Below are 20,066 nucleotides of genomic sequence, written 5' to 3'. Positions count from 1 at the left end.
CTAACTGAAACGGAGCAGGGTGGTCAGGTGTCCGGGGGTGCCGGAGCCGACCAGGGTGGTCGAGGGTTCCTTGCGGCCGAAGCCCGGCGAGTACCAGCCGAGCGGCGGGTCGAGCTCACCCCGGTGGGCCGTCCACGACAGCTCGGGCGGCAGTTCCAGCTCCGCGGTGTGCACCGGGGCCAAGGTACGGCCGTCGCCCGCCCAGCTCAGGTGGGCGACGTTTCCCTCGAGCGTGGCCGTGACGGCCGGGCCCAGGTGAAACGCCAGCCGCGCGGCCGGGCCGGTGTCGCCGAGCACCTCGTCGACGATCTTCAGCACGGCGCCGTCGAGCTCCACCGTGCGGCGGTGCACGGCCGGCGCGTAGCCGTCGTGGGCCGCCGACCAGCGGGACGGGCCGTCGTCCGGGGTGTGCACGCCGAGCACCTTCGTCACCGCGTGCCGGGTCCAGAGGAACGGGCCGCCGGACACGGACTGGTCGCTGCCGCCCAGCTCGAGGGTGTTGTGGCCGAGCGTGGACCGGAAGTACGACCGCCACTGCGGCTCGCCGTGGTAGCAGAAGGTGCCCGGGTCGGCGAGGACGTCGACGCCGTCGTGGCGGACCTCCACCGACAGAGCGTCGGCGTGGGCGTGGGCGGCGATCGACAGGAAGCCGTGCGGGCCGCCGTCGCAGCGCGCCCAGACCTTGCCCGAGCGCAGGATCGTCATCCCCGCGTCCCGCAGGTGGGCGGGACGCCGGCCGGGGCGGGCACCCGTGACGCGCGGGGTCCGGAGAGCGAGCGCGGCCAGCAGCGGGGTGCGGACGTCGTCGCCCGGCACCGGCCACCAGTCGAGGCGGCCGAACAGGGCTTCCCCGGTGGCCAGCAGCGACCCCCAGCGGCTGGTCTCGGAGCCGTCGACGATCAGGCCGAAGCCATCGTCGGCGTCACCCTGCCGCGGCGGCCGGAACCGGTTGTCCACAATGGACGCCAGGGCGTCGGTCATCCGGAGCAGGACGTCCCAGGTGGTGTCCGGCACCGGGATGCCCGCCGCGTCGGCTTCGAGCGCCGCCGCGAGGCCCAGCTCCAGCACCAGGCCGTGGTACTCGGACGCGAGTTCGGCATTGAGCCCGGAGTCGAAGGTGTTGCGGCCCAGCTGGACGTCGAGCGAGCGGGTCGCCTCCGCCCGCCAGCGCGCCGACTCCGGGAACCAGCCGAACGCGCAGGCCGCGGCCAGCAGCCCGGCGTCCTCGGCGATGACGTGGTTGTTCGCCGACGAGCCGTGGCTGCGCAGCGTCGCCAGCCAGTTCTGGTGGTGCCACAGCTGCAGGTGGAAGCCCGGGTTGTCCTCGAACAACGCCTTGACGCCCGCCCAGCCGTCGAGCAGCCGGCGGACCCAGACCCACGACAGCAGCCGGATGCCCAGCTCTATGCCGCTCACCCAGTGCGGCCCCTGAAGCGGCGGGTTCGCCGCCCACCAGGACCGCAGGTGCGCGGCGACGCGCTCGGCGTACGCCTCGGTGCCGGTCAGGGCGTACGCCGCAGCCAGCACAGTGAGGTGCTGGTGCCGCGACGGCTCCCAGATCTGCTTGATGTCGCCGACCGTGTCCTCCGACCGGTACGGCACATCGAAGGCGTAGACGTCCAGCGGTGCGCGGCGGCCGGTCTTCGGGTCGAGCGCCCAGTCCGGGTCGGCCATGTCCTCGCGGAGGACACCGAAGTACTCGGCGCGGCCGGCCATCAGCCCGTCGGCCGTGGCCAGCAGCCGCGTGACGGCCTCGCCGGAGACCTTGCCGAGGACACCGTCCGGCAGCGGGGCGGTGAACCGTGGGTGTGACGGCCACGCGGGCGGCTCGGGCAGCGCCGACCGCCACTGCCGCTGGACGACGGCGTGCCGGGCACGGCCGACGACCTCCGCCGGCCCCATCCGGGACAGCCGGCGCAGGTACCAGCCGGGACCCATCATGCCGGGGCACCCGCCTTCCGCGGGAGCTCGATCCGGACCGGCGCCGAGTTCGCGACGCTGGTCTGCGCGGCGAGCGTGGCCAGCGTCGTCGCGGCCAGCGAGGCGACCGAGATCGGCATCGGACTGCCCGTACGGACCGCATCGAGGAAGGCGTCGACCTCGGCGGCCTGGCCCTTGTCGCGGCCCTTCGGGATCCGCGAACTGGCCCACTTCTTGCGGGAGTACACCGAGGCGCGGACGAAGTCGTCGAACTTCAGGACCTTGCCGTCGGCGGTGACGTCGAGCGTCTCCTTCGGGAAGCCCGACGAACCGCTCTCGGCGTAGCTGATGACCGCCGTGGAGCCGTCCGCGTAGCCGAGGGTGACCTGCAGGTCCGTGCCGCCGGTGGCGTACACCGAGACCGGGTCGGCGTCGAGCAGCCAGCTCACGGTGTCGATGAAGTGCCCGCCTTCACCGGCGAAGCGCGAGCCCTCGGTGGCCGTCTGGTTGTACCAGCTGCCGTGGTCGAGGCGGCCGGCGTTGACCAGGTAGCGGACCGTCGCCGGGCCGACGCGCGGGCCGAACTGGCCGCGGGCCTCGTGCAGCAGCGGCGCGAACCGGCGGTTGAAGCCGACCTGCAGCCGGTCGTTGCCGGACTCCTCGATCGCGTCGAGCACCTTCTGCAGCTCGGCTTCCGACAGGGCGAGCGGCTTCTCGACGAACACCGTCTTGCCCGCGAGCAGCGCCTGGCGGGTCAGCTCGGCGTGCGAGCTGTGGCGGGTGACGACGAAGACGGCGTCGATCGACTCGTCGCCGAGCACGTTGTCGATGTCGGTGGACGCCTCGGCGAAGCCGAACTTGCGCCGGGCGTTGGCGCCGGACAGCGCCGACGTCGTCGCGACGTGCTCGAGGTGGACGTCCTCGCGCTCGGCGAGGTGCGGCAGCAGCATCGACGACGCGTAGTTGCCGGCCCCGATGAAGCCGAGGCGCACCGGCTGCCCGGCCGGGCGCGGCGCGGCCTTGTGCTCGACCAGCCCGACCCGCGCGGACGTCACGACCGGCTCGGTCTTCGCGACCGCGTCCGGGTAGCGGAACAGCACCGCGACGGCCTTCAGCTCGCCGTCGTTGAGCGCCTTGTACGTCTCGACGGCCTCGGAGAAGTCCGAGACGTGCGTGATCAGCGGCTCGACGTCGAGGCGGTCGCGGTCGATCAGGTCGATGACGCACTCGAGGTTGCGGCGCTCGGTCCAGCGGACCTGGCCGATCGGGTAGTCACGGCCTTCGAGCTCGTACGACGGGTCGTAGCGGCCGGGGCCGTACGAGCGGGAGAACCGGACGTCCAGTTCCTTCTCGTAGTAGGCGTTCCACGGCAGGTCGAGCTTGCACTTGCCGATGTCGATCACGCGGCCGCGGTCACGCGACAGCTTCGCGGCCAGCTCCACCGGGTCGTTCGTGTTGCCGCCGGCGGCGAGGTAGGTCTGGTCGACGCCCGCGCCGTGCGTCAGCTCCTCGACGGCGGTGTCGACCACGCCGGAACCCGGGTGGCTGCACACCAGCGCGCCCAGGCTCTCGGCGAGCTTGCAGCGGTCCGGGTCGGGGTCGACGCCGAACACGCGCACGCCGGACGACACGAGCAGCTGCACCACGAGCTGGCCGATCAGGCCGAGCCCGATCACCAGGGCGACATCACCGATCTGCGGCTCGCCGCGGCGGACACCCTGCATCGCGATCGAGCCGACGGTGCCGAACGCCGCGTGCCGCGGGTCGACCCCGGCCGGGACGCGCGAGTAGAGGTTCTTGGGCACCCAGTTCAGTTCCGCGTGCAGCGCGTGCTCGTTGCCCGCGCAGGCCACGAGGTCGCCGACCGCGACGTCGGTGATCCCGTCGCCGACCTGCTCGACGATCCCGCACAACGAGTAACCGAGGGGCGTGTATGAGTCCAGTTTGGACGTCACCTTGCGGTAGGTCGCCGAGAGGCCGTTGGTCGCCACGCTCTGGACGACCTTCGCGACCTGGTCGGGCCGGGCTCTCGCCTTGCCCACCAGCGACAGGCTCGCCTCGGACACCTTCATCATCTCGGTGCCGGTCGAGATCAGGGAGTACACCGTGCGGACGAGCACGCCGCCGGCCTTGCACGCCGGCTCCGGCACCTCGAGCAGTGCCAGTTCACCACTCTTGTAGTTCTGAACGACCTGCTTCACTTCGCTCCCGCCATCGCATTCCGGTACCAGTACTCAAGGGTCAAGATGTGCCAGAGGTGCTTGCCGCGGTCCTCCTGGCCGGCGGCGTCCTCGGCGACCATCCGCTGCAGCGCGTCACGCTGCAGGAAGCCGGACTCGACGAGCACGCCCTCGTTCACGACCTCCCGCACCAGTGGCGCCAGGTCGCGGCTCATCCACGCCCGCAGCGGCGCGCTGAACAGGCCCTTCGGCCGGTGCACGATCTCGCTGGGCAGGATGTTCAGCGCCGCGTTCTTCAGCGCCACCTTGCCGGCGCGGCCGACGATCTTCTTGTCGCCCGGGATCTTGAACGCCGCCCGGACGACCTCGACGTCGACGAACGGCGTCCGCACCTCGGTGGACGCGGCCATCGTCGAGCGGTCGGTGTAGGTCAGGTTCAGGCCGGGCAGGAACAGCCGCGAGTCGGCCAGGCACATGCGGTTGACGAAGTCGTCGAGCGCCTGGTCGTTGTAGGTGTCCGCGTGCTCGGTGAGGACGTCGTCGACCGTCGGCGCGAGGTCCGGGTTGAGCAGGCCGAGCAGCTCCGCCTGGTCGTACATCGTGTAGCTGCGCCGGAACGCCGTCTCCTCGGGCAGGCCGGCGAAGGAGAGGAACCGCTTCGCGAACCGCACCGAGCGGTAGCCGCGCTTGGCCGACGCGACCGGCAGCCGGTCGACCAGGGACTCCACCGGACGCCGGACCGCGCCCGGCACCTTGTGGTAGCGCAGGGCGATCAGGTTCGCGAGGTGCTTGCGGTAGCCGGCGAACAGCTCGTCGGCGCCCATGCCGGACAGCATCACCTTGACGCCGGCGTCCCGCGCGGCCGAGCAGATCAGGAACGAGTTGATCGCCGCCGGGTCGCCGATCGGCTCGTCGAGGTGGTAGGTCATCTTCGGCAGCAGGTCGAGCACCTGCGGCGCGATCTCGATCTCGTGCAGGTCGACGCCGAACTGCTGCGCGACGATCCGGGCGTACTTGAGGTCGTCCGGCATGGCCTCGAACTTGGCGTCCTCGGCGCGGAACCCGATGGTGTAGGCCGAGATCCCCGGCCGCGACCGCGCGGCCAGCGCCGTGAGGTAGCTGGAGTCCAGGCCACCCGAGAGGAACGTCGCGACCGGGACGTCCGAGATCAGGTGCTTGGCGGTCGACTCGGAGATCACCTCGTGCAGGTCGACCTCGCCCTCGAAGGCCGCGCCCTCCTCGGCGACCTCCCGCAGCGACCAGTAGCGGCCGCGGTCGACCTGGCCGTCCGGCCGGCAGCGCAGCCACGTGCCCGGCTGCAGCTTCTCCGCGCCCTGGTAGGCGCAGCGGCTGTCCGGCACCCAGTAGTAGAGAAGCGACGCGACCAGCGCCGCGTTGTCGATCTGCAGCGACCCGCCCAGCTCACCGGCCAGCGCCTTCAGCTCGGACGCGAAGGCGACACCGCCGTTTCGCCGCACGAAGAAGAGCGGCTTGATTCCCAGCTGGTCGCGGACCAGGAACAGCTCGCCGGTGCCCTCCTCGAACAGCGCGAAAGCGAACATCCCGCGCAGCTTCGGCAGGCAGTCGGTGCCCCAGCGCCGCCACGCCTGCAGCAGCACCTCGGTGTCGGACGTGCCGCGGAAGCGCACCCCGGCGCCCTCGAGCTCGGCCCGCAGTTCCGGCGCGTTGTACAGCTCGCCGTTGTAGCTCAGGGCGAGGCCGTCGAGGACCATCGGCTGGGCGCCGGTCTCGGTCAGGTCGACGATCGAGAGCCGCCGGTGTCCCAAGTGGACTTCACCGGAGCCGACGCCGTGGTCGTAGCGGCCGGAACCGTCCGGCCCGCGGTGGGCCAGCGTCTTCGTCAGCCGGTCGGTCAGCGGTCCGCCGTCCGGCCAGAGGTAGGTGCCTGCGATGCCGCACATCTCGAGTGGGTTCCCCTTCGTCGCGGCGCGCGGAGGTCAGGAGACCTCTGCGCTCTTTTCGGACTCGAGCTCGGCGTTCAGTTCGCCTTGGTGCGTCGGCTCGCCGTGGTCGCGCTTGAACGGCGTCGGCCGCGGCTTCGGCTTGACCGGAGCGAACTTCTTCGTGGGCGCGTCCGCGTGCGGGACGCTGACGCTGCCGGGTTCCGGGAGCTTCTGGCCCTGCTGCGGCTTCGGCGGGTGAGGCTTGGACTGCAGCGGCTTGGCGACCGTCGGGACCATCGGCCGGACCGGCGCGAACTTGCGCGTCGGCGGGTCCACCAGCGCGACGCGCTCGGCGACCCGGGCCGCCAGCTCGTCGATCCGGTCTTCGCGTTCGACGTCGACGCGCGGCGCCGCGGGTGTCAGGCCGGCGCGGCCGCGCAGCGCGGTGTGCAGGCCGTCCCACAGCGTCCCGTCGGACTTGTCGCGCGGGTCCGGGTCGACCAGCACCACACCGAGGATCGGGATCTCCTGGTCGGCCAGTTGCCGCGCGACGGTGTGCAGCCAAAGCGTGTTCGCGTGCCCGGCCTTGACGACCAGCACCGTCTCCGCGCCCAGGTGCTCCAGGTCGGTCCACGCGGTGCCCGGGGACACCGTGCCGACGCCGACGCGGCGTTCGCCGTCCTCGGCGTCCGGGTCGCCCGCGCCGACCACGGTGACCTCGCTCTTGGTCTCGCTCGCCAGCTTGCGCACGTCCTCGCCCGGCAGGTCGTCCACGACACTCGCGCGGCCGTCCTCGCCGAGCTGCTCCGCGACGTCGAGGGCGAGCGCGGCGGCGATCTTCGGCGCGCCGAGCTCCAGCAACGACACCTCGGTGACGTCCTTCTGGATCGCGCGGACCAGCGTCGTGGCGACGCGCTTGCGTTCCGAAACCGCGCGGGACCGCTGCCACAGGCGAGCCGGGCCGCGGCGCTTCGACGGCAGCTGGGCGATCACGGACGCGCCGAGGTGCGTCGAGATCTCGCGGCGCAGCACCGGCCGGTCCCGCGAGACCGCGCCGATGGCGGCGAACGCGATCCCGAGGGCCAGCCCCAGTGCGAACCCGATGCCGGCGTTGGTCGCGGTCGTCTTGAGGAACGCCTTCGGCAGCGCGCGGGGCGCGTCGACGATCTGGGTGCCGGCGGCGACCTGCGGGCTGCCGATGCCGGCCTGCTGGGCGCGGGAGTCGAAGTCCGAGACCTGCGACGCCAGTGCGGCGCGGCGGCCGTAAAGGCCCTCGAGGGTGCTCGCGTTCGCGTTGCGGCCCTTGCCGGTCTCGTCGGCGATCTGCGCGTCGACCTTCGTCAGCTCGTCCTGGGCGTTCTTGCGCTGGTCGAGGATGGCCTTCGACTGCGCGGCCGCGGCGGCCTGGCTGCGCTGGACGTGGTCGGCGATGAACGTGTCGGCCAGCGCCTTCGCCTGCGCGACCGCCTCTTCGTTGGTCTTGGCCTTGACGGTGATCTGCATGACGTTGTTCGTCACCGGCAGGCCCGAGTAGTTCTTCATGAACTCTTCGGGCGATTCGGTGCTGTTGAGCTTCTTCAGCGCGCCTTCGGCGATCTGGGTGGTCGACAGCACCGCGACGTCGGTGCGCATCAGCGTGCCGCTGTCGGTCGGCGAGTCGTCCTGGTGGACCACGATCACCTTGGCGACCGCGGTCGGCGGGGCCGGCAGCAGGATCGCGACCAGGGCGCCCGCGATCAGCCCGAGCAGCGCCGTGGCCAGCCAGAATCGTTTGCGGCGCCGGATGGCGACGAACAGCCGCGCCAAGTCGACCAGCGGAGCGGCCGGGGTTTCCGAAGTAGTCGTCACGCCGAACCTGCCAAGGCTTTCTCGGAGTTTTCTGGGGCTTCCGCCGCGGGTTCGGCGACCGGCTCACGGGGCCGGACGGGATGGGTGAGGACCGCGCCGATGATCTCCCGCCCGGCTTCCGAGCAGGCCTCGGCGAGCGAAACGAGCTCCCACGCGGTCCGGCTGGCCGTGCTGAGCACGACCAGCACGCCGGAGCTCGCCCCGGCGTCCGGGACGGTCGGGCGGCCGGGGGTGACCTCCTGGACGCGCAGCGGCAGCGACATCTCGTCGGCCAGGGCGGCCAGCTGCGTCGCGGCCAGCCGGGCCGTCTCGTCGTCGTCGGCCACCAGCAGCAGGATGTCGGCGGGCCCGGTGGCCAGCCGGGCGAGCACCCGGCGGTACCGGATGCCGCGGTTGACGTCGTCGGCCGAGGTCGCCACCGGCGGCAGCACCCACGGCCGGTCGCCGCCGAGCAGGCGCCGCACCTTGCCGTACAGGCCGGTCGCCGGGAGGCGGTCGCCTTCCGGCGTCGGGACGTCCACGCCGGCGAGGATCGGCGAGCCGAGCGCGGACGCGATCTCCGGCTCGCCCCGCAGCCGTCTGTCGGCACGTGCGGTGAAGAGGTGCCCGAAGACCCCGATCAGGAAGAACAGCACGGCGCCACCGGCGGCCAGCTGCGTCATCGTCGGGGCGGCCGGGCCGGCCGGGCGCTCGGAGGGACCGAGCACCACGGTGTTGCCGATGCCGGTCGCGAGGTCGGCCTGGTTGAGGTCGTTGATGGCCTGCTCCAGCGACGTCCGCAGGCCTTCGAGCTGCGTGCGGACCTGGACGCTCTCGACGGTCAGGTCCCCGCCGACGGTCTTGGCGAGGTCGCTGATCTTCTGCGTCGTCAGCTGCACCTGCTGGCGCAGCGTCTCGCGCTGCTCCTGGGCCAGTTGCACCGAGGCGTCCGCCGAGTTGCTGGCGAGCTGCCCCGAGTACTTGACGAACTGCTGCGCGACCTGGTCGGCGAGCTGCTGGGCGTGCTCGGCGGTGTCGGCCGAGACGGTGACCGTGACGACGTTGCCGTTCGCCACCGACGCTGTGACCTGCTTCTTCAGGTCGGCACCGCTCGGGTGCCACTGCAGCTGCGCGGCGGCGCGGTCGAGGACGACCGAGCTGGTCGCGACCTCGGCCTGGGTGAGCAGCTCGTCCGCCTGGCGCGGTCCCTGCAGCAGGACGCTGGACGAGGTCTGGTACCCGGGCGAAACCAGCACCGAAGCGCCGGCGCCAACCGCCCCGCCCAGGACCGCGAGGGCGACCAGCAGCCGCCAGCGCCGGCGGAGAACCTGCCCGATGAGGCTCAGGCGCACCGTGTCGTCAGTCAACGGCGGGATCTCCATTCCTGAGGCGAGTACGCCGAACGGCTTCAGTGGATCGGCCGGTTACCCCAACCGTCGTCCGGCCGGGATCATTGGTTACACGTCCGGTGACTTCTTGACCGAACAGCGATCAGGAACCGAGTGCGTGCTCGTACGCGGCGATGAGGGCCTTCGCCGAGTTCTCCCAGGACAGCGCGCCAGCGACCCGGGCCTGGCCGAGCTTACCCATCCTGACCCGCTCCTCGGGGTCGTCGAGCAGGCGCGAGACCAGGGCCGCGAACTCCGTTTCGTCGTTCGCCGGGGCGTACACCGCGGCGTCGCCGGCGGAGACGCGCGCCTCCCGCAGCTCGAACGAGACGATCGGCTTGCTCATCGCCATGTACTCCATGACCTTGTTCATCGTGGAGACGTCGTTGAGCGGGTTGAGCGGGTCCGGCGACAGGCAGACGTCGGCGGTGGAGAGGTAACGGACCAGGTCCTCGTCCGAGATCCGGCCGGTGAACTCGACCTGGTTGGCCAGCCCGAGCTTCGCCGAGAGCGCGACCATGTCGTCGAAGGCGTCCCCGGAGCCGACGAACACGGCGTGCCAGTCGGTGCGGCCGACCTCGTCACGCAGCTTCGCGAGCGCACGCAGGGCGTAGTCGACGCCGTCCTGCGGGCCCATCACGCCGAGGTAGGCCAGCAGGTACGGCTTGCCCTTCTTCAGCTCGGGCTCGACGGGGACCTCGTGGAACCGCTCGACGACCGGGGCGCTGCGCACCACGAAGACGTCCTCGGGCCGCTTGCCGCCGCGGATCCGGGCGACCTGCTTGTAGCTCTCGTTCGTCGAGATGACGACGTCGGCGGCGCGGTAGGTGGCGCGCTCCAGCGCGCAGACCCCGCGGTAGAGGAGGTCCTGCCCGCGGTCGAAGCGCGAGAGGTACAGCTCGGGACAGAGGTCGTGCTGGTCGAAGATGAACTTCGCGCCCTGGCGCTTGAGCACCTTCGCGACCAGGTACAGCAGGTCCGGCGGGTTGCAGGCGTGCACCACGTCGACCGGGCCGATCTTCCGGGCCAGCCGCAGCGTGTGCCACAGCGCGCTGCCGTACTCCTGCAGGTACCCGGCCGGGCCGCCGGTCGCGGCCTTCAACGGGTACCGGTGGATGTGGACGCCGTCGATGACGGCTTCGGCCTCGGTGTCGCGTTTCGTGCCCTGCGGGCAGATCACGTGCACCTCCCAACCGGCGTCGCGCAGGGTCGTGGACTCCTGCCAGACGCGCCGATCAAAGGGCACCGAAAGGTTTTCGACCAAGATGAGCGCTTTACCAGACTGTGTTTTACCAAGCAAGGCCGGCGTATCCCTCTTCAAGGCGACGCTTCTCGGCGTCGGGCAGGCGGACGAGGTCGATCAGCACCCGGTCGCCGCCGTGCGGCAGGGCCGCCAGCACGTCCGGGTCCTTGCAGCCGACGATCACGACGTCGGCGTGGTCCATGACTTCCTGGACGGACCCGGCGAGCAGTTGCCCGAGGTGCGGGAGCCGGCCCTCGATGTACTCGCGGTTCGCGCCCATCAGCCGCGAGAGGCTGACGTTCGCGTCGTAGATCTTGAGGTCGTAGCCCTTGCCGAGCAGCTTCTCGGCCAGCTCGACCAGCGGCGACTCGCGCAGGTCGTCCGTGCCCGGCTTGAACGACAGCCCGTACAGCCCGACCTTGCGCTTGCCGGTGCGGGCGACCAGGTCGAACGCCCGCTGCAGGTGCTCTTCGTTGGAGCTGAGCACGTGCGACAGGATCGGCACCTTCACGTCGGCGCGGTGCGCGGCGTAGACCAGCCCGCGCAGGTCCTTCGGCAGGCACGAGCCGCCGAACGCGAAGCCGGGCTTCAGGTAGGCCGGGCTGATGTTCAGCTTGGTGTCGGCGAGGAAGACGTCGATCACCTGGTGCGAGTCGAGGCCGAGCGCGCGGCAGATCGAGCCGAGCTCGTTCGCGAACCCGATCTTCAGGCCGTGGAAGGAGTTGTCGGCGTACTTCGTCATCTCCGCGACCGGGATCGGCACGCGGAAGACCGGCCCGGGCAGGCCCTCGTAGAGCGCCGCGACGGCGTCACCACTGGTGGCGTCGATCTCGCCGATCACGGTCTTCGGCGGGTCGAAGAAGTCGCGGACGCTGGTGCCCTCGCGCAGGAACTCGGGGTTCACCGCGACACCGAAGTCGACGCCGGCCGTGCGGCCCGACGCCTTCTCCAGGATGGGAACCAGCAGGTCGAGGCAGGTGCCCGGCAGCATCGTGCTGCGGAAGACGACGGTGTGCCGCTCGGCCTTCTTCGCGATCGCCTCGCCGATCTCCTCGGCGACGCGCTCGAGGTAGACCGTCGAGAGGCTGCCGTTCGGCGCCGACGGCGTACCCACGCAGACCAGCGAGATCTCGCTGTCGGCGACGGCTTCCGCGACGTCGGTCGTGGCTCTCAGCGCCCCGCTCGCCACGACTTCGGCGGTCAGCTCGCCGATCCGCTCCTCGACCACCGGGGCCTTGCCCTGGGTGATGAGGTCGATCTTGACCGGGTTGACGTCCACGCCGACCACCCGGTGCCCCTGCCCCGCCAAGCACGCCGCGGAGACACATCCGACATAACCGAGCCCGAAGACACTGATCTTCACGCCAAAACCTCCGCTTTTTCCCACGCGACCCATGAGTTGGTCGGCGGGCCCCCCTGGATCGTTACCGCGAGGGCCGCGAACGGGGCAATGCGTGAGGCGACCGTGAGGCGCAACGGTTTTCCGGTAAGAATCGCGTCTCGATTCACCCGGGAATTGCATCTTGCAGGTGGGCGGGCAACGCGTTCGGCGCGGTTCCGGTCAGCGTTCCCCGAGAAGGCGTTTCCGTTCCGGGGTGTATGTCCACCACGGCCGGGGTGGCGCGCCGCCGGCCTGGTCGACGGCCGACATGAAGGTGTCGAGCACGCACGGGTCGTGCCGGTGCCCGTCGGTCGCGCAGAGGCGTTCGTACAGCTCGACGGGGTCGCGCCCGGCCAGCTGGGCGGGTTCGGTGATGCCGAGCCGGGTGAGGTCGCGGACCATCGCCGGGCCGATGTTGGCCAGCTTCAGCAGTTCGCTCATGGGCCCAGCACAGCAGCCGGGGCCGACCCGCGTCTTGAACGGATCGGCCCCGGACATGCGTGAGTCAGTTGTTGTTCACGAAAGTCGTGGCGAGGCTTTCGCCCTTGCTGATCGCATTGGTGTGGTTCTCGATCGGCGAGACGGTCGAGTTCTTGAAGCAGATGTACGTCACACCGGAGTCGGTGCCGCCGTTGGACGGGTCGGGGTTGATGCCGAGGTCCTTCGCCGTCGCGTAGGAGGCTTCACCGATGATCTGGGTCGGGCCCGTGTCGCCGATGACGGCGTACTCGATCTTGCCGTTGTAGATCACCGCGCAGGAGCCGCCGCCCTTCAGCTGCGACGAGGAGTACTTCCAGATGCTGCTCGAGCTCGGCACGACGATGTAGGGCAGCTTCGCGGCGCTGAGCGGCTTGCCGTCGGACTGGTGGAACGCCGTGTCGTCCTGGTAGCAGCAGTCGGTGTCCTCGTTGCACTGCGTCGTGCGCTGGCCGTCGCAGTCGATGTCCATGTCGGCCTTCCAGAAGACCGCGCCGTTCGCGTCGCAGACGGCGACCGTCTTGGCCGAGACGTCTTCGTCCGTCTTGTACTTGCCGTTGGAGATCTGGTTGCAGCTGGTGGTCTTGGCCAGCAGCTGGGCCGCGGTCGGCCCGGCTTCGACGGAAGCCGGTGCGGCGGGGGCCGGGGCTGCCGACGCGAGGGCCGAGGGCATCACGGCCGCGGCGAGCGCCATGGTCGCGAGCAGGATCAGTTTCCGCATTCCTGGTGCTCCCTTAGTTAGGAAACTTTCCTTACGGCGGCGAGGCACACAGGATGCACCCGGACCGTGACGGGTTCAAGTCCCAGAGGTACGAGAATTTCCCAGCATCCGGCGGGACTTGACGAAAACCCTGCTCACCGGACGCGGTCGCGCGGAAACGGTTCGCGACGTGTTCCGGCCACCGGGAAGCCCGGCCGGCAAGCTCACGCGGCTGCGGCCGACCGACGGCCCATCAGGCCGGCTTACCGCTCGGCAAGCCCGGCACCAGCGCCATGCCGCCCGTCAGCCTCGGACGAGCGACAGGCCGTCGTACCGGCTACCCGTCGGACCGCCGGAACAGCCGCCCGCCCCACCAGCCCTTGCGGCGGCCACCCGAGAGCACCCCGTCGAGCCAGGCGTCGTCCAGGTCGTGACGCAGCTCCGTGCGCGCCTGCAGCCAGCCGTCGCGGCTGGTTTCGCCGCCGTCGCTGCTGTAGACGCGGGTGGCGCCCGCCTGCTTGAGCCGCGTCAGCACGCGCCGGTCGTAGGCGCCGAACGGCAGTGAGTACCGCTGCACCGGTTTGCCGCACAGGTCGCCGAGGAGCTTCGGCGCCTCCGTCAGCTCACGGCGGGCGTGGCGGTCGTCGAGCCGGCGCCAGTCGCGGGGCTCCCAGCCGTGCGAGCCGATCTCCATCCCGGCGCGGGCGAGCTCGCGCAGGGCTTCGCGGTCGAGGTAACCGCGCTGCCCGAGACGGCCCGCGAGCGGGAAGAACTCGGCCGCCAGGCCGCGCTCGACGAGCCGGGGCAGGGCGATCTCGACGTCGGACTCGTTGCCGTCGTCGAAGGTGAGGTGCACGTCGACGCGGTCCTGGACCGCGTCGAGGATGCGCTCGAACTGCTCGACCGTCACCCAGCGCTCGTTCTCCCCCGGCTCGAGCTGGCGAGCCGGCCGGCCGATCCCGTGCATGGCGAGGTTCACCGCCACCGCTTCACCCCCTGCCACCGCGCGTAGTCGAGCTATTACCTCGATTAATCGCGGAAGCAAACGGGTGAGTTACACACTTTTTCCGGCAATCAGCCTTTCCGGATTTCCATCGTGCAGCACTTCGGCCCGCCGCCGGCTTTCCGCAGCTCAGAGATGTCGACGTAGACCGGCTCGTACCCCCGGGCGGTGAGGAGTTCACCCAGTCGTGTCGCCTCGACCGGCAGGACGACGTTCCGGCCGTCGGACACCCCGTTGAGCCCGAAGCACTCGGCGTCGGCCGCGGTGGCGAGCACGGCGTCCGGGAAGAGCCGCTCCAGCACGCGGCGCGAGCCGGCGGAGAACGCCTCCGGGTAGTAGACGATCTGCGCGCGGGTCGTGTCGGTCGACTCGGCGAGCACGAACAGCGCCGTGTCGAGGTGGTAGTAGCGCGGGTCGACCAGGTTGAGCGAGACGACCGGGACGCCGAGCACCTCCTGCGCCTCGGCGTGCGCGGCGGGGTCGGTGCGGAAGCCGGTGCCGGCCAGCAGCAGGCTGCCGGTCCAGGCGAAGTCGCCCTCGGCCTCGTTGATCTTCTCCGGCATCGTGATGTCGCGGTAGCCGTGCTCGACGAACCAGCGGCGGAAGTGCTCGGCCTCGGCGGAGCGTTGCGGCGCGCGGAAGCGCGAGCCGAGGACGCGGCCGTCGACGACCGTGCCGGAGTTCGCGGCGAAGACCATGTCGGGCAGGCCGGGCTGGGGCTCGATCTCCTCGACGGTGTGGCCGAGGCGGCGGTAGGTGTCGCGCAGCTCGGTCCACTGCGCGACGGCGACGTCGGCGCTGACCGGCTGGGTCGGGTCCATCCAGGGGTTGATCACGTAGTCCACCGCGAAGAAGCGCGGCGGGCACATCAGGTATCGGCGGGTGGTCGGTACGCGAGCGGCCAAGGGCTGTGATCCCTGCATGATTGCAGGGTAAGTGCTGCCCAAACTCGCAATCAATCGCTGTTCGATGCGCGTATCTGTGCTAAATGTTGCGTGTGAACACCATCGACCAGCGAATCGTTTCGTGTCTCGTGGCGAACGCGAGATCAAGCTACGCGGAGATCGGCAAGGTCGTCGGGCTGTCGGCGCCGGCGGTCAAGCGGCGGGTCGACCGGCTGCTCGAAACCGGCATCCTGCGCGGCTTCACGGCGGTCGTCGACCCGGAGGCGCTGGGCTGGGGCACGGAGGCGTTCGTCGAGGTCACGTGCCAGGGCAACATCACCCCGGCCCGCATTCGCGCGCGACTGGAGCCGCTGCCGGAGGTGGTGGCGGCGTACACGGTTTCGGGCGCGGCCGACGCGATCGTCCACCTGCGCGCGGCCGACATCCACCACCTGGAGACGGCGTTGGAGCGGCTGCGCGGGCTGGAGATCGTGGACCGGACGGTGTCGACGGTCGTGCTTTCGCGGCTGCTCGAACGGCCGCCGACGCCGGAGGAGTGACGCGCCGGAATCCGCCGTTCGCCGGGGCGGGGTGCCGGCCGCCGGCCGCACGCTTCCCGCTGGTCGACGGCGGAAATGTGCACGAGCGTGGGGCGGCGCCCCCCGCTTTCCAGCGTAGTGGTGGGGACTGACAGTTTCAGGTGCCGAGGGCGCGGAGGACCGCCGGGGCCTCGTCCGGGTGGAGGCGCAGCTCGGTGCGGTGGGCGTGGAACGTGATGGCCTGCTCGTCGACCGCCTGCATCGTCAGCTCGCCCGGCTCGAACGCCGCCGGTGGGCGGCCCGGGGCCAGCCAGCGCAGCCTGCCGTCGCCCAGGAGGAGCCTGCCCTGTTGCTCGCGGCCGTCCGTCAGGTCCGGGTCGCGCAGCACGCACGGGATCTTCACCTGCTCGCCGCGGGCCAGCGCCTTTTGCCGCGCTTTGCGGCGGCGGGCGCCGAAGAACTCGGCCGTGTCGATCATCGTCAGCACGTTGCCCGCCAGCACGATGAACCCCCGGACCAGCACTCCGACCAGCTCCCCCATACCTCCAGTCATACCCGAGCACGGCCTCCGCCGCCCCGTGCCACCCTTACCCCCATGACCGACAGCATCGTCAGCGAGCACGCGGGCGGCGTCGCCCTGCTGACCGTCGACGCGCCCGGCAGCCGCAACGCGCTCACGCTCGAGCTGTCCTCGCAGCTCGCGGCGGCCGTCGCGGCCGCGGAGCGGGACGAGTCGGTGCACGCCGTCGTGGTCACCGGCACTCCGCCGGCCTTCTGCGCCGGCGCCGACCTCTCCGCACTGGGCGCCGCCGACGAGGCCGGCCTGCGTGCCATCTACGAAGGGTTCCTCGCCGTCGCGCGCTGCGCGCTGCCGACGATCGCCGCGGTCGGCGGCGCGGCCGTCGGTGCCGGGCTGAACCTCGCCCTCGCCGCGGACGTCCGCCTCGCGGGGCCGCACGCGAAGTTCGTCGCCCGGTTCCTGGAGCTGGGCCTGCACCCGGGCGGCGGGATGACGTGGATGACGCAGCGGCTGGCCGGCCCGCAGCAGGCCGCCGCGATGACCTTGTTCGGCCAGCCCCTCAACGCCGAGGCGGCGGTGCGCGCCGGGCTGGCGCTGCGCGTGGTCGAGGGCGAGCACGACGAGCTCGTGGCCGCGGCGCGCGAGCTGGCGGCCCCCGCGGTCGCCGCGCCGCGCGAGGCCCTGCTCGCCACCAAGCGCAGCCTCCGGACGACCGCGTCGCTGGCCGCGCACGCCGACGCCGTGGACGTCGAGATCGAGCCCCAGCTCGCCTCGCTGGCGTCCCCGGAGTTCGCCGAACGACTGGCGGCGATGCGGGCGCGGATCCGGGCGCGGCCGTGATTCCCAGCAGATGGACGCGACGCGGGAGACACGCGTCACAGCGTTCGAAAAGATATTCCCGTTACCATCGGTAACAGGTATTTGTCGGACCAGCACAGAAGAACCACCAGCGCAGCGGAGAGGTCGTTCGACTGTAGGGACACTGGGAACATCGTGGTCATGCGCGAGCTAACCTCGTGGTAGGGCCTGGTGCCCCGAATGTCACGACACCGGGCAAGAGCGACCGAAGGCCGCAACGTCGGGAGAGAGGGAATCCCTGACCCATGAGCACGAGTGCGAACGGCAACGGCGCTGGTCACGGCTCGCTCGCCGCGACCAGGCAGACCGAGGTCAGCAAGCTGGACCGGGTCGTCATCCGGTTCGCGGGCGACTCGGGTGACGGCATGCAGCTGACCGGCGACCGCTTCACGTCCGAGGCCGCCGCCTTCGGCAACGACCTGTCGACCATGCCGAACTTCCCCGCCGAGATCCGCGCCCCGCAGGGCACGATCCCGGGCGTCTCCTCGTTCCAGGTCCACTTCGCCGACTACGACATCCTCACCCCCGGCGACCGGCCGGACGTGCTGGTGGCGATGAACCCGGCCGCGCTCAAGGCGAACCTCGGCGACGTGCCGCGCGGCGGCACGATCATCCTCAACACCGACGACTTCATCAAGCGGAACCTGACCAAGGTCGGCTACGCCACCGACCCGCTGGACGACGACACGCTCACCCCGTTCCAGGTGCACCGGGTCGCCATGTCGACCCTGACCCAGGGCGCGCTCGCCGACACCGGCCTCGGCAAGAAGGACGCCGACCGCTGCAAGAACATGTTCGCCCTCGGCCTGCTGTCGTGGATGTACCACCGGCCGACCGAAGGCACCGAGCGGTTCCTGCGCGAGAAGTTCGCGAAGAAGCCGGAGATCGCCGAGGCCAACATCCTGGCCTTCCGCGCGGGCTGGAACTACGGCGAGACGACCGAGTCGTTCGCGACGACGTTCCAGGTCGCGCCGGCGAAGCTGAACCAGGGCACCTACCGGCAGATCACCGGCAACACCGCACTCGCCTACGGGATCGTCGCCGCCGGGCAGCAGTCCGGCCTGCAGATCCTGCTCGGCACCTACCCGATCACGCCGGCGTCGGACATCCTCCACGAGCTGTCCAAGCACAAGAACTTCGGCATCATCACCTTCCAGGCCGAGGACGAGATCGCCGGCATCGGCGCCGCGCTCGGCGCGTCCTACGGCGGCGCGCTCGGCGTCACCTCGACGTCCGGCCCGGGTGTCGCGCTGAAGTCGGAGACCATCGGCCTCGGCGTGATGATGGAGCTGCCGCTGGTCGTCATCGACGTCCAGCGCGGCGGCCCGTCGACCGGCCTGCCGACCAAGACCGAGCAGGCCGACCTGCTGCAGGCGATGTTCGGCCGCAACGGCGAGTCGCCGGTGCCGATCATCGCGCCGCTGTCGCCGGCCGACTGCTTCGACGCGGCCATCGAGGCCACCCGGATCGCGCTGAAGTACCGCACGCCGGTGCTGCTGCTCTCGGACGGCGCGATCGCCAACGGCTCCGAGCCGTGGCTGATCCCGGACGTCTCGACGCTGCCCGACCTGCGTGTCGAGTTCGCGACCGAGCCCAACTCGGACAACGACTCCGGCGAGTTCTGGCCCTACGTCCGCGACCCGGAGACCCTCGCCCGCGCCTGGGCGATCCCGGGCACGCCCGGCCTGCAGCACCGCATCGGCGGACTGGAGAAGGCCGACCGGACCGGGCACATCTCCTACGACCCGGACAACCACGACAAGATGGTCCGGCTGCGGCAGGCGAAGATCGACGGCATCGACGTCCCCGACGTCGTGGTCGACGACCCGAGCGGCGGCAAGGCGCGGGTGCTCGCGCTCGGCTGGGGCTCCAGCTTCGGCCCGATCGGCGCCGCGTGCCGGCGGGTGCGCAAGCTCGGCATGCCGATCGCGCAGGCCCACCTGCGCCACCTGAACCCGCTGCCGTCGAACCTGGGTGACGTGCTCCGCTCCTACGACAAGGTCGTGGTGCCGGAGATGAACCTCGGTCAGCTTTCCCTGCTGCTGCGCGCGGAGTACCTGGTGGACATCCACTCGTACACCAAGGTCGCCGGGATGGCGTTCAAGGCCGAAGAGCTGCAGAACGTGTTCTCGGAGATCATCACTGGGGTTACGGAGGCCGTCAAGTGACTGCGATAGACCTGGGGCTGCCGACTCTCGGCGGTCTGGATCTCGTCCCGACCACCGACGAGCCGCAGAAGGCCAAGGACTACAAGTCGGACCAGGAGGTCCGCTGGTGCCCCGGCTGCGGCGACTACGTCGTGCTCAACGCGGTCCAGTCCTTCTTGCCCACGCTCGGCCTCAAGCGCGAGAACATCGTGTTCGTCTCCGGGATCGGCTGCTCCTCGCGGTTCCCGTACTACCTGAACACCTACGGCATGCACTCGATCCACGGCCGCGCGCCGTCGATCGCGACCGGGCTGGCCACCACCCGGCCGGACCTGTCGGTGTGGGTCGTCACCGGGGACGGCGACGCGCTGTCCATCGGCGGCAACCACCTGATCCACGCGCTGCGCCGCAACGTGAACATCAAGATCCTGCTCTTCAACAACCGGATCTACGGGCTGACCAAGGGCCAGTACTCCCCGACCTCCGGGCCGGGCATGGTCACCAAGTCGTCGCCGATGGGTTCGGTGGACACGCCGTTCAACCCGCTGTCGCTGGCCATCGGCGCCGAGGCGTCGTTCGTGGGCCGCGCGATGGACTCCGACCGCAAGGGCCTCACCGAGGTCCTGCAGGCCGCGGCGCAGCACCGCGGGTCGGCGCTGGTGGAGATCTACCAGAACTGCCCGATCTTCAACGACGGCGCGTTCGACGTCCTCAAGGACGCCGACGAGGCCGCCGCCCGGCTGATCCCGCTGCAGGCGGGTGCGCCGATCCGGTTCGGCCCGAACCAGGAGTTCGGCGTCAAGCGCAGCGACTGGGGCGGCCTGGACGTCGCCAAGGTCGCCGACATCGGCGAGGACGACATCGTCGTGCACGACCCGACGATCACCGACACGTCGTACGCGTTCGCGCTCTCGCGCCTCGGCGACCAGAGCCTGAACCACGTCCCGACGGGCATCCTGCGCCAGGTCGAGCGCCCCACCTACGACGACGGCGCCCGCGCCCAGGTCGAGGAGGCCCGCGCGGCCCGCAAGCCGGACCTGCAGGGTCTGCTGCGCGGCAAGGACACCTGGACGGTCGCGTAACCCGGAAGGCCAC

General features: G+C 70.8%; 16 protein-coding genes. 4 read left to right on the top strand and 12 right to left on the bottom strand.

The genetic code is table 11. The features are described 5' to 3' along the window. The 11 genes from VA596_RS20545 to ddaH form a co-directional block, all read right to left on the bottom strand. A complete protein-coding gene (locus VA596_RS20545) occupies nucleotides 1-1,941 on the bottom strand; it encodes a heparinase II/III family protein (protein WP_323329434.1) in 1,941 nt (646 codons plus the stop codon). Then, nucleotides 1,938-4,121, bottom strand: coding sequence for a bi-domain-containing oxidoreductase (locus VA596_RS20540; RefSeq protein WP_323329433.1), 2,184 nt, complete (start codon nucleotides 4,119-4,121; stop codon nucleotides 1,938-1,940). Before VA596_RS20540 ends, VA596_RS20545 begins: the two co-directional genes overlap by 4 nt. Next, the gene (asnB, locus tag VA596_RS20535) at nucleotides 4,118-6,022 is read right to left on the bottom strand and encodes an asparagine synthase (glutamine-hydrolyzing) (protein ID WP_323329432.1); all 1,905 of its coding nucleotides are present in this window, start codon (nucleotides 6,020-6,022) and stop codon (nucleotides 4,118-4,120) included. The genes VA596_RS20540 and asnB overlap by 4 nt, the downstream gene beginning before the upstream one ends. Before the next feature lie 36 nt (nucleotides 6,023-6,058). Beyond that, complete coding sequence (locus VA596_RS20530; protein WP_323329431.1) at nucleotides 6,059-7,852, bottom strand: Wzz/FepE/Etk N-terminal domain-containing protein; 1,794 nt, start codon at nucleotides 7,850-7,852, stop codon at nucleotides 6,059-6,061. After that, a complete protein-coding gene (locus VA596_RS20525; protein WP_410171907.1) occupies nucleotides 7,849-9,213 on the bottom strand; it encodes a GumC domain-containing protein in 1,365 nt (454 codons plus the stop codon). The genes VA596_RS20530 and VA596_RS20525 overlap by 4 nt, the downstream gene beginning before the upstream one ends. A 109-nt stretch (nucleotides 9,214-9,322) precedes the next feature. Beyond that, the gene (locus VA596_RS20520) at nucleotides 9,323-10,465 is read right to left on the bottom strand and encodes a glycosyltransferase family 4 protein (RefSeq protein ID WP_323329429.1); all 1,143 of its coding nucleotides are present in this window, start codon (nucleotides 10,463-10,465) and stop codon (nucleotides 9,323-9,325) included. 43 nt (nucleotides 10,466-10,508) lie between these two features. Further along, nucleotides 10,509-11,825, bottom strand: coding sequence for a nucleotide sugar dehydrogenase (locus tag VA596_RS20515; RefSeq protein WP_323329428.1), 1,317 nt, complete (start codon nucleotides 11,823-11,825; stop codon nucleotides 10,509-10,511). A 198-nt stretch (nucleotides 11,826-12,023) separates the two neighbouring features. Beyond that, nucleotides 12,024-12,284, bottom strand: a complete 261-nt coding sequence (locus VA596_RS20510; RefSeq protein ID WP_323329427.1) for a helix-hairpin-helix domain-containing protein — start codon at nucleotides 12,282-12,284, stop codon at nucleotides 12,024-12,026. Between the two features lie 64 nt (nucleotides 12,285-12,348). After that, nucleotides 12,349-13,041: a glycoside hydrolase family 75 protein gene (locus VA596_RS20505; protein WP_323329426.1), complete on the bottom strand. Its 693-nt coding sequence runs from the start codon at nucleotides 13,039-13,041 to the stop codon at nucleotides 12,349-12,351. A gap of 316 nt (nucleotides 13,042-13,357) precedes the next feature. Continuing rightward, nucleotides 13,358-13,987 carry a polysaccharide deacetylase family protein gene (locus VA596_RS20500; protein ID WP_323329736.1) on the bottom strand — a complete coding sequence of 210 codons (630 nt, stop codon included), beginning with the start codon at nucleotides 13,985-13,987 and terminating at the stop codon, nucleotides 13,358-13,360. A gap of 107 nt (nucleotides 13,988-14,094) precedes the next feature. Beyond that, complete coding sequence (gene ddaH, locus VA596_RS20495; RefSeq protein WP_323329425.1) at nucleotides 14,095-14,946, bottom strand: dimethylargininase; 852 nt, start codon at nucleotides 14,944-14,946, stop codon at nucleotides 14,095-14,097. A 74-nt stretch (nucleotides 14,947-15,020) separates the two neighbouring features. On the opposite strand from ddaH, the gene VA596_RS20490 reads away from it, so the two are divergent. After that, nucleotides 15,021-15,467: an Lrp/AsnC family transcriptional regulator gene (locus VA596_RS20490; protein ID WP_026468878.1), complete on the top strand. Its 447-nt coding sequence runs from the start codon at nucleotides 15,021-15,023 to the stop codon at nucleotides 15,465-15,467. Nucleotides 15,468-15,603: 136 nt separating this feature from the next. Here the strand turns inward: VA596_RS20490 and VA596_RS20485 are convergent, their stop codons facing one another. Beyond that, nucleotides 15,604-15,987: a hypothetical protein gene (locus VA596_RS20485; RefSeq protein ID WP_323329424.1), complete on the bottom strand. Its 384-nt coding sequence runs from the start codon at nucleotides 15,985-15,987 to the stop codon at nucleotides 15,604-15,606. Between the two features lie 54 nt (nucleotides 15,988-16,041). On the opposite strand from VA596_RS20485, the gene VA596_RS20480 reads away from it, so the two are divergent. The 3 genes from VA596_RS20480 to VA596_RS20470 all read left to right on the top strand — a co-directional run bounded on the left by VA596_RS20480 (nucleotide 16,042) and on the right by VA596_RS20470 (nucleotide 20,053). After that, nucleotides 16,042-16,806: an enoyl-CoA hydratase gene (locus VA596_RS20480; RefSeq protein ID WP_323329423.1), complete on the top strand. Its 765-nt coding sequence runs from the start codon at nucleotides 16,042-16,044 to the stop codon at nucleotides 16,804-16,806. 263 nt (nucleotides 16,807-17,069) lie between these two features. Further along, nucleotides 17,070-18,992: a 2-oxoacid:acceptor oxidoreductase subunit alpha gene (locus tag VA596_RS20475; protein ID WP_323329422.1), complete on the top strand. Its 1,923-nt coding sequence runs from the start codon at nucleotides 17,070-17,072 to the stop codon at nucleotides 18,990-18,992. Continuing rightward, a complete protein-coding gene (locus VA596_RS20470) occupies nucleotides 18,989-20,053 on the top strand; it encodes a 2-oxoacid:ferredoxin oxidoreductase subunit beta (RefSeq protein WP_323329421.1) in 1,065 nt (354 codons plus the stop codon). The genes VA596_RS20475 and VA596_RS20470 overlap by 4 nt, the downstream gene beginning before the upstream one ends. Nucleotides 20,054-20,066 lie beyond the last annotated feature (13 nt).

This window comes from Amycolatopsis heterodermiae (assembly GCF_034929455.1).
GTDB lineage: Bacteria > Actinomycetota > Actinomycetes > Mycobacteriales > Pseudonocardiaceae > Amycolatopsis > Amycolatopsis heterodermiae.
Note: the sequence above shows the minus strand (reverse complement) of the source record. Positions and strands in the feature narration are given on the sequence as shown.

What these genes read in the sequence shown, in the direction of transcription:
- VA596_RS20525 (WP_410171907.1), bottom strand. Translation starts at nt 9,213, where the DNA reads ATGGAGATCCCGCCGTTGACTGACGACACGGTGCGCCTGAGCCTCATC.
- VA596_RS20500 (WP_323329736.1), bottom strand. Translation starts at nt 13,987, where the DNA reads ATGCACGGGATCGGCCGGCCGGCTCGCCAGCTCGAGCCGGGGGAGAAC.
- VA596_RS20485 (WP_323329424.1), bottom strand. Translation starts at nt 15,987, where the DNA reads ATGGGGGAGCTGGTCGGAGTGCTGGTCCGGGGGTTCATCGTGCTGGCG.
- VA596_RS20480 (WP_323329423.1), top strand. Translation starts at nt 16,042, where the DNA reads ATGACCGACAGCATCGTCAGCGAGCACGCGGGCGGCGTCGCCCTGCTG.
- VA596_RS20510 (WP_323329427.1), bottom strand. Translation starts at nt 12,284, where the DNA reads ATGAGCGAACTGCTGAAGCTGGCCAACATCGGCCCGGCGATGGTCCGC.
- VA596_RS20505 (WP_323329426.1), bottom strand. Translation starts at nt 13,041, where the DNA reads ATGCGGAAACTGATCCTGCTCGCGACCATGGCGCTCGCCGCGGCCGTG.
- ddaH (WP_323329425.1), bottom strand. Translation starts at nt 14,946, where the DNA reads ATGCAGGGATCACAGCCCTTGGCCGCTCGCGTACCGACCACCCGCCGA.
- VA596_RS20545 (WP_323329434.1), bottom strand. Translation starts at nt 1,941, where the DNA reads ATGATGGGTCCCGGCTGGTACCTGCGCCGGCTGTCCCGGATGGGGCCG.
- VA596_RS20475 (WP_323329422.1), top strand. Translation starts at nt 17,070, where the DNA reads ATGAGCACGAGTGCGAACGGCAACGGCGCTGGTCACGGCTCGCTCGCC.
- asnB (WP_323329432.1), bottom strand. Translation starts at nt 6,022, where the DNA reads ATGTGCGGCATCGCAGGCACCTACCTCTGGCCGGACGGCGGACCGCTG.